General features: G+C 42.8%; 4 protein-coding genes. 3 read left to right on the forward strand and 1 reads right to left on the reverse strand.

Annotated elements, in window-relative coordinates:
- Positions 1 to 3,291, reverse strand: coding sequence for a VCBS repeat-containing protein (locus tag ATE92_RS08510; protein ID WP_198515609.1), 3,291 nt, complete (start codon positions 3,289 to 3,291; stop codon positions 1 to 3).
- A gap of 174 nt (positions 3,292 to 3,465) precedes the next feature.
- Here ATE92_RS08510 and ATE92_RS08515 point away from each other — a divergent pair, with 174 nt between their 5' ends.
- From ATE92_RS08515 to ATE92_RS08525, 3 genes are all read left to right on the forward strand, one after another.
- Complete coding sequence (locus ATE92_RS08515) at positions 3,466 to 7,749, forward strand: proprotein convertase P-domain-containing protein (RefSeq protein WP_100803300.1); 4,284 nt, start codon at positions 3,466 to 3,468, stop codon at positions 7,747 to 7,749.
- Between the two features lie 353 nt (positions 7,750 to 8,102).
- On the forward strand, positions 8,103 to 12,278 hold the full coding sequence (locus ATE92_RS08520; RefSeq protein WP_198515610.1) for a proprotein convertase P-domain-containing protein: 4,176 nt from the start codon (positions 8,103 to 8,105) through the stop codon (positions 12,276 to 12,278).
- A 221-nt stretch (positions 12,279 to 12,499) separates the two neighbouring features.
- Positions 12,500 to 16,396: a proprotein convertase P-domain-containing protein gene (locus tag ATE92_RS08525; RefSeq protein WP_100803302.1), complete on the forward strand. Its 3,897-nt coding sequence runs from the start codon at positions 12,500 to 12,502 to the stop codon at positions 16,394 to 16,396.
- Positions 16,397 to 16,462: the final 66 nt, after the last annotated feature.

Raw genomic sequence — 16,462 nt, forward strand, 5'->3', positions numbered from 1 at the left:
TTAAGGTGAAAAGGTAAAAATCTCCAACGGAGCGTTATTACTCACTACGAAATAATGTGGCTTCCCTTTAATGTTAATTTGTGTAATATCCTTGGCATCACTGTTTATAAAAGGATCATGTGATTTAGAATAGGTAAACCCGTTTTTTCCATCTCCCAGTAATACATAACCAAAATTAGCATCGTAGCGTATGGTTTCCACCTCGGCATCGTAAATTGCGCCAATTCCCATGATATCTAAATTTCCGTCCCGGTTAAAATCTCCGGTCACAAAAGAAAGGGTAGGACCCGTTTGTGCATCATTGGGTAGTTTGGTAAGTTTAAATTTTCCGTTCCCCAAATTTTCGGCATACATACTTTCGAAGGCATAAGCAGTGCATTGATAGGCATTTTGAAGCTGATCTTCCCCATAAATATCCTTCATTTCTAAACTTGCAAACTCTTTGTATGTTTGAATTTTATCCAGTAAAAACGGATTTTGTTCGCTGCTGCATTCTTTGCCTCGCACCGGAACCAGTTTTCCGTTATTAATCTTACTAAGTGCGACGTCGAAAGTTCCGTTATTATCGAAATCCTTTCCGTAGATATAAATAGGTTTGTCTTCTTTGGGTTGAAATTTATTGTTTTTTCCAATGTTGCCCAATACATAATCCTGATCGCCATCACCGTCAAAATCTCCTGCGATACCACTAAACCACCAACCTTCTTTTTGTTCAAACCCCGAAATGGCTTCCAATTTTTGAAAACTTCCGTTCGTATTAGTAAAAATCACAGGTGCCATCCACTCCCCAACTACCAACAGATCCAAATCCTTGTCGTTGTCGTAGTCTGTAAATAGTGCATCAGAAACCATTCCTATTTCCGCCAAAACTCCATTCGCAGTCGTTACATCTATAAAACTTCCATTCTCGTTTTTCAGCAAATAGGAGCGGGGTGAAACCGGATATTTCCCGGGAATTACATTCCCGCCCACAAATAGATCCAAATCGCCGTCTCCGTCAAAATCTCCTGCTGCGACGCTTTTTCCTGAAGTAAGCATTTTTGGCAAGGCATTGGATTTACTGAAAGTTCCTGCGCCATCATTTACATACAATCTATCTTGCAACAAGGGACTGGTGGCAGAAAGTTCATATCCTGCACTAACTACGTACAAATCCTGATCGCCATCGCCATCGGCATCGAAAAATAAGGCATTGGCATCTTCGTATTTTGCTTCAGCCTGCCATAGCGCTTCATTGGTCTTGGTAAAAGCACCGTTCGAATTTTGCACATACAAGGCAGCCGGAGCTCCTGCGGCATTACCCACAAAAAAGTCGTCCAGACCGTCTTTATTTACATCGGCTTTTACAATTCCGGTGCCCTTTGTAGATTGCTTTTGCGGAATTAATAACTGAAGCGAATAATCGTTAAAATCGTTTTCTTTGTGAACATAATCAATCCCTAATTGACTAGGGTTTATGGTTTGTTTCATGGAAGTGATGCTGCCGAGTGCAATGTTGTCATTCTTGGCCGAAGCGTACTCGATGGCAATAAGCTTATTGGCCTTCGGATTGCTGATTTTTGAAACTTTGCCGTCCGGCCATAGCACCATAATTTCGTCTATCTCATCATAAGCTCCAAGACCAAAAGTAAGCTTCGGACTCACGGAAGATTCGTAACCCCGGGTGAGTTGCTGTTCCTGTAATTGCGTTGTTGAACCGGTCTTTATATATACTTTTGCGCCTATTCCAAGGATATTTTTTTCGGAACCCTTCAAACTTATTTGTGCAAAATTCGCGTTGGCATTGTTGCGGTACAAACCAATCTCATCATTAATATTATTCACTATAAGGTCTAAATCACCGTCATTGTCTAAATCGGCGTAAGCAGCACCGTTAGAGAAATTCGGGTCCTTTAACCCCCAGTCTTCAGTAGCCTTTGTAAAGGTGAGATCTCCGTTATTTTGGTACATATAATTATCCAGTTTTTCGGAGGGGAGCATGGCTAACACTTCTTCCAGCGTAAACGTTTTCCCTTGGGCGTTAAACTCCCGGATTGAGTTAATAAAGTCTCTGTTGGTGTAATCTTTGGCGATTCCGTTCGAAATAAACACGTCTTTGAGCCCGTCGTTGTTGTAGTCGGCAATAAGGGGTGCCCAACTCCAGTCGGTTTTTACAATCCCGCTAAATTGGGCAGTTTCTTTGAAATACCCGTTCCCCATATTGTAATGCAGCATATTGGCCATATAGGCGTGGTGGTACCCAATAGACACTAGTGTCATAAAGTTTGAAGTGCTCATCGAGGCCATATTTTCCTTACCACGAGCGTAATTTTCGGCAAGCATATCTAAGGTGATGAGATCGGGAAAAAGATCATTATTCAAATCGGCATAATCACTTCCCATACTGTTAAATGAGATGTGCTTTATACGGGAGTTAATTTGGTTTTGGAAGGTGCCATCTTTCTGATTGATATACATGGTATCGGGTTCCAAATAGTCGTTGGAAACATAGATGTCGTCCCAGCCGTCGTTGTTAAAATCACCTACCGCTGCTGCAAGTCCCCAGGCTTTATTATTCAACCCCGCCTGTCCGGTTACCTTTGTAAAAGTAGTGCCGTCGTTTCTATAGAGTTGATCACTGGTAACCTCTTCTATGTTTCGCTGAATTTCGCCACTTATTCTTGTATTATTTTTAAAATCGTATCTATAGTTTACAACATATAAATCCAGATCTCCATCCTTGTCATAATCGATAGGATATACCTGGGTAGTAAATCCCGAATCGTCCAATCCCCATTTGGCAGCTTCTTCTACAAAAGTGCCATTCTGTTTATTAATAAAAAGTTTATTTCGTCTTGCATTGTCATCACTCACAGATCCTGCTTTCGAAATATAAATGTCCAGCCAGCCATCGTTGTTAATGTCGAGCATGGTTACTCCGGTTGAGAACCCTTGACTATCTTCTGTATTGGACAAATGAGAAATGTCTTGAAACGTAAAATCTCCATTGTTTTTGTACAATTTATTTGCACCGAAATTGGAAACAAGGAAAATATCATCGAAGCCATCGTTGTCGATATCTCCAACTGCCACACCGGCTCCCGAATACATATAGGGGTAGTTCAGAAAATTGTATTCGGTATTATCCTGTACGGTATTTTGAAATGTAATATGTGAAATTTCGGAGGATATTTTTGTAAACTGAGTTGTCTCACCATTGGTGAATCCTGTTTTTTGTTTTCTTTCTGAAGGATTCTCTGAACATGAAAACAAGCTTATGAGAATAACAAAAGGAAGGAATTTTAGTTGCATGCTATTCATTTTAATGTGTTGAACAAATATATAAAATCAATTCATTGAATATTATCGAAACTTTATTAAAATACGGTCTCTCAAGGATTAAATAGTTTCTGCCTTTTTTTAAAAAAAATTTATTGGTATATTGAAGAACTATTCACTTTATAACCACATTTAAATTTTTAATTTATGAAAAAATTTACTCTTTTAACCTTTTTAAGTCTCTTGTTGCTGTTGGGTTTTACAACAGTACAGGCACAGAAGACTAATTCAAATGGTTCCCTTTCGGTTGATGAAATCGAAACACTTGAAGTAAAACAAACTGCTAGAAATGCAGCGATGTTTGTTTCAAGAACACCGGCTACAACTCCGGCTATTCAGGCCCCTGCCGCGATACCGGAATTGCTGTATTACAAATTTGACGAAGCAGGTGCTTCGGTAACGAATATGGCTACAGCCCCTCCGGCAGGAACGGCTACAGCTACTATTAATGGTTCCCTCTCTCAAGGAGTTCCCGCCATTTGTGATGTTGGTTCATTGCAAGGAACGGGTAGCTCATCAACAACAAATTTTGTTGCTACCGGATGGAATTCCAATTTAGGTGCGGGTTCTTGGACAATAGCGTTCAAGACAAAGGATATTGCGCCTTCAAGTACACTGTATTATATTTTTGGTGACCCTGCGGCATCTAGTTTTAGATGTTTTACAAATGGAGTTGCCGGTGCAGGCAACTGGTGGTTAAGAGGCCCGGTAACCGACGTGCCCTTGAATGGTGGTGCTGCGGTAGCAGGGACTACTAGCGTTTTTGTGTACGATAGTGCTGCTTCCGAAATAAGAGCCTATCTGGATGGAGTATTGGTCAATACTGTAGCACAAGGCGCTGTAAACATTTCGGGATCGGCCTTTAAGGTTGGTGGGTATAGTGGAAGCACCGGTTTAGCACCGGGAGCTGCTATGGACGAGTTTAGGGTCTATAACAGAGCGCTTAGCCCTGCTGAGGTAGCAGATTTGACGCCATGTCCTACTTCCGCTCCTGGGCCCATTGCCGAATGTGGTAATGCACCCGAGCCAATTCCTGCTGGTGCACCGGGTAGTTCTTCCGGACTTATGACTCCATCTGTTGCTGTTGTGGCAGACGCTGGTGTTATTGGATCCAACCCTGGAGAATATACATTAGACAATGTTACCCTTAATATAAATCATACATGGGCAGATGATCTTGAGATCGTTCTTGTTTCTCCTGCCGGAACTCGAGTAGCTTTAACTACCGATAATGGAAGTCTTTCGGGACTCGATACAGCTGCAGATCTTGTCTTTAGAGATAACTCTGCAAACAATGTGACTGGCTGGGATGGTGGCGCTCCTTTGGCAAATTACCGTGCTGAGGGTGGTGGAAATACCTTCCCTGTTGCTGCCGGAGACGGCCCCGGTGTCAATCTAAATACTGTATTTGCAGGTCAATCTATTACCGGAAATTGGACAATAGAAATTAATGATGATGCAGGAGGTGATTTTGGACAATTAAACAGTTACTGTATCACTTTTAATCCAAACTTAGGCGATCCACCGTTGATTGTGTGTCCTGCTGATATTTCAACTGATACCGATCCGGGTCAGTGTAATGCAGTAGTTAACTTCTCTGATGCTATTGCTTTGGATCCGGAAGACGGACCTATTCCAACAACACAAACATCGGGCTTACCTAGTGGAAGTATGTTCCCGGTAGGAGTTTCTACTGTTGAGTTCTCTGCCACCGATAGCGATGGTAATACCTCTACCTGTTCGTTTACCATTACGGTAATAGACATGGAGGCTCCCGTAGCTGTTTGTCAGGACATAACAGTTGAGCTCGATCCGGTTACAGGTTCTGTAACGATTGTTCCAGCCGATGTTGATGGTGGTTCTACAGACAACTGTGGAATTGTTACCTATAGTCTGGATGTAGATACGTTTACTTGTGCCGATACAGGTGCAAATACTGTAAACCTTACCGTTACCGATGCTGAAGGAAATTCTTCTTCTTGCGCCGCTACTGTAACAGTTGAAGATAATACAGCTCCGGTAATCCTCTGTGTAGGAGAGCCTGGTGATTTAGTGGTTTCGGAAGATTTCGAAGGTGCAGGTTTACCCCCTGGATGGTCCACCGTGATTGTTAGTGGTGGATTTGATTGGACCTTTGGTTCTCCGTTGATGCCTGGTGGAGCCGATTTCACGAGCAATGCTGCTATTTTTGATGATGACGCGGCAGGTAGTGGTGAAACAAATAATACTGTTGAATTGTATTCACCTGTAACTGATTTAACGGGTGCTGTTTCAGCTAATTTATCGTTCGATTATTCGATGCAGGTCTTTGTAACATCAGGCGAATTATACGTCGAAGTGTGGGATGGTGCTGCTTGGCAACAAATATTATTTGTTGATGTAGATACCCCTCCTACCTCTTCAGGAGTTATAGATGCGATGCCATATGCTAATTCGGCTTTCCAAGTACGATTTAGATATGATGATGAAGATGACTGGGCATGGGGTGCAGGAGTTGATAATTATTTATTAGAATACTCTCTTCCGGTTTCAGCATATGATGTAATCTTGGATGCCAATGGAATGGCGACCATTCAAGCTAGTGATCTTTTAGCGAGCGTTAATGAGGCTTGTGGATGGACAGCTACTGTAGGTGGTCCTGCTACTTCAATGGATGTGACCGAATGCGGTAACGCACCGGAAGCAATTCCAGCAGGTGCTCCTGGCACAACGTCTGGTCCTATGAACCCATCGATTGCCACTGTGGCCGATGCCGGTGTTATTGGAACCGATTATACCCTTGATAGAATTGAGGTGAACTTAATTCATACCTGGGCTTCCGATATCGAAATGACCCTGCAATCACCCGCGGGAACTACACTCGATGTGATGTTCGACCGAGGTGGAAGTAGCGGCTTGGATGTTGCTGCGACGCTAGTCTTTACAGATGCGTCTTCAAACGATGTAACCCTTTGGACTAGTAATGCCAACGGACCTTTGGCCGATTATCAAGCGGAAGGTGGATTGTTTAATACTGTCTTTGCCGGAGAATCTATCACCGGTGATTGGACACTCCTTATCAATGATGATGCAGGTGGTGACACAGGGATGATGAATAGCTACTGCATCACCTTTAGCGCAATTATAGATACTACCGTATCTTTTGATTGCTCACAATTAGGGGAAAATCAAGTAGAAGTATTTGTAACCGATGACGGTGGTAACTTTACAAGTTGTATTGCAACCGTTAACGTAATCGATGAAACTTCACCAATTTTAGTATGTTGGGATGTCACTATCGAATTAGGTCCTGATGGAACTGCAGAGGTAGATCCTGCCGACCTGTTGGCTGTTACCGAAGGCGTATATGACATCATGGTAATAGGAAGTGATAACTCTTCGGGTACCGAAGGCTTTACCGACTTTACCGTTCCTGTTACAGAGGCAGCAAATATTACCTTTGATTGGGATTACACCTTGAACGATGCTCCCGGCTTTGATAGCTTCGGATACTTGTTAAATGGTGTGTATACCATGCTTACCGATCCGGGATTAGGTAACCAGAGTGGTTCTGCTGCAGTAGCAGTGGCTCCTGGAGATGTATTTGGATTCCGTTCACAGACCGATGATAATATCTTCGGAAACAATGAAACGGTAATTTCTAACTTCGTTCCAGGATTTACAGGACAGTTTGATCCTGCTAACTGGACACTTACCCTTACCAATTCAGACGGAGATGCCTTCTTTGTGGAAGTAATTCCACCGGGACCACTCTCTTATGATGCTTGTGGTATTACGGTATTGGCCGTAGATGTAACCGAGGTTACTTGTGCCGATATAGGAACACCGGTTACAGCGACTGTATTTGCAAGTGATGCCAGTGGTAACATTGCTTCTTGTCAATCTATCATTACAGTAGTAGATCTGTTAGCACCGGAATTAGTATGTCCTGCAGACCAAACGGTAGATCCGGGAGCAGGTAACTTGTTCTATGAAGTACCGGATTACTTTGGAACGGGAGAAGCTTCGGCTACCGACAACTGTACCGATCCTGTGGTGATTTTATCACAAAGTCCTCCGGCAGGTACCTTGTTACCCGACGGAGTATATCCTGTGACTATCACGGCAGAGGATGAGTATGGAAATGAATCTACTTGTGTCTTTACCTTGACTGTAGAAACCATACTTGGAGTTGACGATAACAACTTAGATGTTGCTATTGTTATGTATCCTAACCCTGCACAGAGTCAGGTAACTATTGCAAATAACTCTACGATCGCTCTTGACAAAGCTGCGATTTACGATATCAATGGAAAATTAGTAATGACTATCGACTTGCAAACCATGCAGGGAGAGAAGGTTATTGATATTTCAAGATTGGCATCGGGAGTATATATGGTTCAAATATCAAGTGATCAGGCTAGTGTTGTAAAACGACTCATAAAAGAGTAAGCCTTTACAGATAGTTAACCAACCAAATTTAAAACCCCTTCACGACGTGAAGGGGTTTTTGTTTTAGTTAATTTTTCACTCATTGTTGAGAAGGTCCAATTAATTTCAGGCATTCAAAAGTTGTGAACCGGGCCGATAATTTATTATAAGCTTTGTATGAATAGAAAGTTCCTTTAAACCAAAATCACAACTTGGCCATTTTTAAGCTTTTTCGTACGTAGTAACACGTATTATTTGAAATGTGCTGTGCAGTTTAACTGAATTACAACACTTTAATCTAATTTATGAATCATCCTATTCGACTTTTCTTTAACTTTAGGTTTGTAAATACTAACTATAAACAAATTAATATTATGAGAAAATTTACTTTATTGACATTTTTATGTCTCTTGTTGTCCATTCCCATTGCGGTCGGACAAACTTTAAGCACTACTGCGACGCCAACCGATCGTAGTGCCTCCAAAACGGTAAGCAGTGCTTCCAAAAAGGGTAGCAAAGTCACAAAAACTTTTATTACCCCTGTAATTGGGGAAATTAACGGAACCAGAATGGCACCGTTTAGTATTGATGGACCATGGTGTGATCCCTGTACTACACCGGGATCCGGGTCTGCGTTGGCCTGTAGTGCAGGTCCGAATAGCATTATTCAAGGTATAGACGTGTCTGGTGTGACCGGCATGGTGAACGTGCTCTCTATTGAATATGTTCAGGATACACAGAGTACAGGACCGGGAAATGTTACTGTAAACCTATTCTGTGGACCTCCGGGTGCTAATCCTCCACCATACTCCGGAAGTGCAGCGCCTTTTCATTCTGAAACATTTCCTGTGAACGCAGCAAATGATGGAAGTTGCGTAAGTTTAGCCTTTACTACACCCCCTACTATTGATGCTTCATGTGCTACCATGTGGGTTGAAATACTTGTAGCCACTGGAAGAATAGTACACACTCCGGCTTCTTGTGATGGGAATCCGGCCACCGGTACACATACGTGGATAGACGCTCCGAATTGTGGAATTACGCCACCAACACGATTTGATGTTGTTGGTTTTCCGGGCTTAGATGCCGGTTATAGTGCTACTTTCGAAAGTGCAGCTCCTTCTCCTATCACCGAATGTGGTAATGCACCCGAGCCAATTCCTGCTGGTGCACCGGGTAGTTCTTCCGGACTTATGACTCCATCTGTTGCTGTTGTGGCAGACGCTGGTGTTATTGGATCCAACCCTGGAGAATATACATTAGACAATGTTACCCTTAATATAAATCATACATGGGCAGATGATCTTGAGATCGTTCTTGTTTCTCCTGCCGGAACTCGAGTAGCTTTAACTACCGATAATGGAAGTCTTTCGGGACTCGATACAGCTGCAGATCTTGTCTTTAGAGATAACTCTGCAAACAATGTGACTGGCTGGGATGGTGGCGCTCCTTTGGCAAATTACCGTGCTGAGGGTGGTGGAAATACCTTCCCTGTTGCTGCCGGAGACGGCCCCGGTGTCAATCTAAATACTGTATTTGCAGGTCAATCTATTACCGGAAATTGGACAATAGAAATTAATGATGATGCAGGAGGTGATTTTGGACAATTAAACAGTTACTGTATCACTTTTAATCCAAACTTAGGTGATCCACCTGTGATTGTTTGTCCCGGTGATATTTCAGTTGATACAGACCCCGGTCAGTGTAATGCAGTAGTTAACTTCTCTGATGCTATTGCTTTGGATCCGGAAGACGGACCCATTCCAACAACACAAACATCGGGATTACCTAGTGGAAGTATGTTCCCAACAGGAGTTTCCACCGTTGAGTTCTCTGCCACCGATAGTGATGGCAATACCTCTACTTGTTCGTTTACCATTACAGTAACCGATATGGAGGCTCCCGTAGCCGTTTGTCAGGATATCACAGTTGAAGTTGATCCTGTAACAGGTACAGTAACAATTGCACCCGGTGATATTGATAACGGTTCTACAGACAACTGCGGCATTGTTACCTATAGCTTGGATGTAGATACATTTGATTGTAGTGATACAGGTGCAAACACTGTAAACCTTACAGTTACCGATGCTGAAGGAAATTCTTCTTCATGTTCTGCAACCGTTACGGTTGAAGATAACACAGCTCCTGTGATTGTTTGTATTGGAGAGCAGGTAGTTGGACCAAATACTGTGAGTGATTCTCCGGGAACAGCTATTCTTGATAATACAACCGTTTCTACGTCTATTGTTGTTGGCGATAGCTTTACTATCACCGACCTTAATGTCGCTTTGGATATTTCCCACACATGGGTTGGCGATCTTCAAATTACCTTGGAGTCACCTGCAGGAACACAAGTCTTGATTTTTGATGGAGGTAGTGATGGATGTTCAGGTGATAATATTATAGACACTTATGATGATGAGTCTTCAAATCCATTGGTTTGTAATGGTGGTAGTCCGGATGCATTCCCATTGGCTGATTATATTCCATCGAATGCGCTATCTGCTTTCGACGGTGAAGATACTGCAGGTACTTGGATCTTGAGTGTTGAGGACACCGCTGGTGGAGATACGGGAACGATTAATAGTTGGAGTTTAATCTATGATTTCGATCCAATTGTGTCTCCGCCATACGAGGCTGTTTTAGATGCCAATGGTATGGTTACCGTAAACATGGCCGATTTAATTCTTACAGTTGATGAAGCTTGTGGTTATACAGTAACTACCGTAGGTGTTCCACCTGCGAGTGGTTCCTTAGCTACACTATACGATGCCAACAACGGAGGTTCTTTTGGAGGTGCTGTTTACTTTGATGTAACAGTTGGACCGGAAGATATCAACGTTACTGATATTGACCTAAACACTGCAGAATTTGGTGCTTTTAGCGTACAAGTATATACCTTGGTAGGTACCTACGTTGGAAATACAGGTAATCCGGGTGCTTGGACGCTTTCAGCTACAGGTACTGGAACTGCCAACGGACTCAATGTTGCATCTAGTGCAAACCTTGATACTCCTATTGTAATGGCTTCCGGTACCACCTATGGTATGGCATTGGTGATGGACGCTTCACACGGACATGACTATTCAGGAACAGGATCAGATCCTTCTCCCGGTCAAACCAGTTATTCTAATGCAGACCTTGCGCTTTCGTTAGGATCGGCTTCGAATGCTCCATTTGACGGCTCACCGTTTACACCACGTATTTTCAATGGTGAGATTCACTATTCTGTTGGAGAGGCTGCAAGTACTACTATCGACTTCGATTGTTCACACCTAGGTGAGAATATGGTTGAAGTAATGGTAACCGATGACAGTGGTAACACTGCCTTCTGTACTGCAACTGTAAATGTAACCGATGTAACTTCACCAATTTTAGTATGTTGGGATGTCACTATCGAATTAGGTCCTGATGGAACTGCTGAGGTAGATCCTGCCGACTTGTTGGCTGTTACCGAAGGCGTATATGACATCATGGTAATAGGAAGTGATAACTCTTCGGGTACCGAAGGCTTTACCGACTTTACCGTTCCTGTTTCAGAGGCAGCAAATATTACCTTTGATTGGGATTACACCTTGAACGATGCTCCCGGCTTTGATAGCTTCGGATACTTGTTAAATGGTGTGTATACCATGCTTACCGATCCGGGATTAGGTAACCAGAGTGGTTCTGCTGCAGTAGCAGTGGCTCCTGGAGATGTATTTGGATTCCGTTCACAGACCGATGATAATATCTTCGGAAACAATGAAACGGTAATTTCTAACTTCGTTCCAGGATTTACAGGACAGTTTGATCCTGCTAACTGGACACTTACCCTTACCAATTCAGACGGAGATGCCTTCTTTGTGGAAGTAATTCCACCGGGACCACTCTCTTATGATGCTTGTGGTATTACTGTCTTGGCCGTAGATGTAACCGAGGTTACTTGTGCCGATATAGGAACACCGGTTACAGCGACTGTATTTGCAAGTGATGCCAGTGGTAACATTGCTTCTTGTCAATCGATCATTACAGTAGTAGATCTGTTGGCACCGGAATTAGTATGTCCTGCAGACCAAACTGTAGATCCGGGAGCAGGTAACTTGTTCTATGAAGTACCGGATTACTTTGGAACGGGAGAAGCTTCGGCTACCGACAACTGTACCGATCCTGTGGTGATTTTATCACAAAGTCCTCCGGCAGGTACCTTGTTACCCGACGGAGTATATCCTGTGACTATCACGGCAGAGGATGAGTATGGAAATGAATCTACTTGTGTCTTTACTTTGACTGTAGAAACCATACTTGGAGTTGACGATAACAACTTAGATGTTGCTATTGTTATGTATCCAAACCCTGCACAGAGTCAAGTGACTATTGCAAATAACTCTACGATCGCTCTTGACAAAGCTGCGATTTACGATATCAATGGAAAATTAGTAATGACTATCGACTTGCAAACCATGCAAGGAGAGAAGGTTATTGATATTTCAAGATTGGCATCGGGAGTATATATGGTTCAAATATCAAGTGATCAGGCTAGTGTTGTAAAACGACTCATAAAAGAGTAAGCCTTTACAGATAGTTAACCAACCAAAACCAAAACCCCCTTCACATTCGTGAAGGGGGTTTTTAATTATAATAAAATACTTCCGGTAGCAGCGGTAAATTAGAAAAATTTTAAAGACGATATAATTGAGTACAAATACATTGAAAAATAATTTTAAGAAAATAAATATTGTAGTATCTTCACATAGTTTTAACAAATCAGATTAATTTAAATTATCAATTTATGAGAAAAATTACGTTATTTTTTATTATGATGATGACGTGCGGTTTAGCGTTTGCACAACCCGCATCGTTCATTGATCTTGGAGTCATTGGTCCTTCGGGTACTTATGTCTTTAATACCGATAACTCCTTCAATACCGCACCCTCAGCAGGTAATACTGACACTGAGTTGGGTCTTTGGGATGCTGCTGGAACACTTCTGGCTGCCGACGATGATGGTTCGGCGTTGAACTTGTGGAGCGAAATCTCAATCGCTCTCGCCGATGGTGAATACTACCTTGGTATCACAGAGTTTAATGCGGTTTTTGTAGCCAACTTTATGAACACAGGTACTGCTTTTGAGCCAGGCGACGTGGCTGATCTTACACTTAACATCGATACCGTTTTTGCGGGCGTCCATGTTGGAGCAAGTGATGCACTCGCACAAGAGACAGCATTCTTTAAGGTTACTGTCTCCAGCGTAGCACCACCGCCACCACCAATCACCGAATGTGGTAATGCACCCGAGCCAATTCCTGCTGGTGCACCGGGTAGTTCTTCCGGACTTATGACTCCATCTGTTGCTGTTGTGGCAGACGCTGGTGTTATTGGATCCAACCCTGGAGAATATACATTAGACAATGTTACCCTTAATATAAATCATACATGGGCAGATGATCTTGAGATCGTTCTTGTTTCTCCTGCCGGAACTCGAGTAGCTTTAACTACCGATAATGGAAGTCTTTCGGGACTCGATACAGCTGCAGATCTTGTCTTTAGAGATAACTCTGCAAACAATGTGACTGGCTGGGATGGTGGCGCTCCTTTGGCAAATTACCGTGCTGAGGGTGGTGGAAATACCTTCCCTGTTGCTGCCGGAGACGGCCCCGGTGTCAATCTAAATACTGTATTTGCAGGTCAATCTATTACCGGAAATTGGACAATAGAAATTAATGATGATGCAGGAGGTGATTTTGGACAATTAAACAGTTACTGTATCACTTTTAATCCAAACTTAGGTGATCCACCTGTGATTGTTTGTCCCGGTGATATTTCAGTTGATACAGACCCCGGTCAGTGTAATGCAGTAGTTAACTTCTCTGATGCTATTGCTTTGGATCCGGAAGACGGACCCATTCCAACAACACAAACATCGGGATTACCTAGTGGAAGTATGTTCCCAACAGGAGTTTCCACCGTTGAGTTCTCTGCCACCGATAGTGATGGCAATACCTCTACTTGTTCGTTTACCATTACAGTAACCGATATGGAGGCTCCCGTAGCCGTTTGTCAGGATATCACAGTTGAAGTTGATCCTGTAACAGGTACAGTAACAATTGCACCCGGTGATATTGATAACGGTTCTACAGACAACTGCGGCATTGTTACCTATAGCTTGGATGTAGATACATTTGATTGTAGTGATACAGGTGCAAACACTGTAAACCTTACAGTTACCGATGCTGAAGGAAATTCTTCTTCATGTTCTGCAACCGTTACGGTTGAAGATAACACAGCTCCTGTGATTGTTTGTATTGGAGAGCAGGTAGTTGGACCAAATACTGTGAGTGATTCTCCGGGAACAGCTATTCTTGATAATACAACCGTTTCTACGTCTATTGTTGTTGGCGATAGCTTTACTATCACCGACCTTAATGTCGCTTTGGATATTTCCCACACATGGGTTGGCGATCTTCAAATTACCTTGGAGTCACCTGCAGGAACACAAGTCTTGATTTTTGATGGAGGTAGTGATGGATGTTCAGGTGATAATATTATAGACACTTATGATGATGAGTCTTCAAATCCATTGGTTTGTAATGGTGGTAGTCCGGATGCATTCCCATTAGCTGATTATATTCCATCGAATGCGCTATCTGCTTTCGACGGTGAAGATACTGCAGGTACTTGGATCTTGAGTGTTGAGGACACCGCTGGTGGAGATACGGGAACGATTAATAGTTGGAGTTTAATCTATGATTTCGATCCAATTGTGTCTCCGCCATACGAGGCTGTTTTAGATGCTAACGGTAACGTTACCGTAAACATGGCCGATTTAATTCTTACAGTTGATGAAGCTTGTGGTTATACAGTAACTACCGTAGGAGTACCGCCTATGAACGGATCGTTGGCTTCTTTATTTGCTACGAATAATAATGGTTCCCCAGGGGGTGCTATTTATTTCGACGTGACAGTTGGTCCGGAAGATCTCAATCTTGAAGAGATTGATATAAACACCGCCGACCCAGGTGCTGTTACGATGGATATTTATGCCTTTGTTGGTACTTATGTTGGAAATGAAGGAAATCCAGCGCCTTGGGGCGCTCCTGTTGCTACAGCTTCAGGAACTGGTGCAGGTGTAAATAATCCTACTAATATGGTTCTAGCTGCTCCTGTTGTATTAAATGCGAATACAACATATGCTATGGCTTTAGCACTTGACGGAACTCACGGACATTATTATACAAATGGTGATGGTACAAACCAAAACTTCTCTAATGCAGACATGTCTCTTGCGTTAGGATCGGCTTCGAATGTTCCGTTTACTACACCTATATTTAACCCTCGTGTCTTTAACGGTGAGCTTCACTATTCTGTTGGAGAGGCTGCAAGTACTACTATCGACTTCGATTGTTCACACCTAGGTGAGAATATGGTTGAAGTAATGGTAACCGATGACAGTGGTAACACTGCCTTCTGTACTGCAACTGTAAATGTAACCGATGTAACTTCACCAATTTTAGTATGTTGGGATGTCACTATCGAATTAGGTCCTGATGGAACTGCTGAGGTAGATCCTGCCGACTTGTTGGCTGAAACTGAAGGATTGTATGGAGTTATGGTAATAGGAAGTGATAATCAATCGGGTATCGAAGGATTCACAGACTTTACCGTTCCAATTACCGAGGCAGCTAATGTATCTTTTGATTGGGATTACACTTCTAACGACCCAGATCCTGGCTTTGACGGCTTCGGATACTTGTTGAATGGTGTGTATACCCAACTTACCGATCCGGGACAAGGAAATCAGAGTGGTACAGGTGCCGTAGCAGTAGCTCCGGGAGATGTATTTGGATTCCGTTCACAGACCGATGATAATATCTTCGGAAACACTGAAACGGTAATTTCTAACTTCCTTCCGGGATTTGAAGGACAGTTTGCGCAAGCCAACTGGATACTTACCCTTACCAATTCAGATGGAGATGCTTTCTTTGTGGAGTTAATTCCACCGGGACCACTCTCTTATGATGCTTGTGGTATTACGGTATTGGCAGTAGATGTAACCGAGGTTACTTGTGCCGATATAGGAACTCCTGTTACAGCGACTGTATTTGCAAGTGATGCCAGTGGTAACATTGCCTCTTGTCAATCGATCATTACAGTAGTAGATCTGTTAGCACCGGAATTAGTATGTCCTGCAGACCAAACGGTAGATCCGGGAGCAGGTAACTTGTTCTATGAAGTACCGGATTACTTTGGAACGGGAGAAGCTTCGGCTACCGACAACTGTACCGATCCTGTGGTGATTTTATCACAAAGTCCTCCGGCAGGTACCTTGTTACCCGACGGAGTATATCCTGTGACTATCACGGCAGAGGATGAGTATGGAAATGAATCTACTTGTGTCTTTACCTTGACTGTAGAAACCATACTTGGAGTTGACGATAACAACTTAGATGTTGCTATTGTTATGTATCCTAACCCTGCACAGAGTCAGGTAACTATTGCAAATAACTCTACGATCGCTCTTGACAAAGCTGCGATTTACGATATCAATGGAAAATTAGTAATGACTATCGACTTGCAAACCATGCAGGGAGAGAAGGTTATTGATATTTCGAGATTGGCATCGGGAGTATATATGGTTCAAATATCAAGTGATCAGGCTAGTGTTGTAAAACGACTCATAAAAGAGTAAGCCTTTACAGATAGTTAACCAACCAAAACCAAAAACCCCCTTCACGATTGTGAAGGGGGTTTTTAA

The sequence above is a fragment of the Ulvibacter sp. MAR_2010_11 genome (genome assembly GCF_002813135.1).
Taxonomy (GTDB): domain Bacteria; phylum Bacteroidota; class Bacteroidia; order Flavobacteriales; family Flavobacteriaceae; genus Altibacter.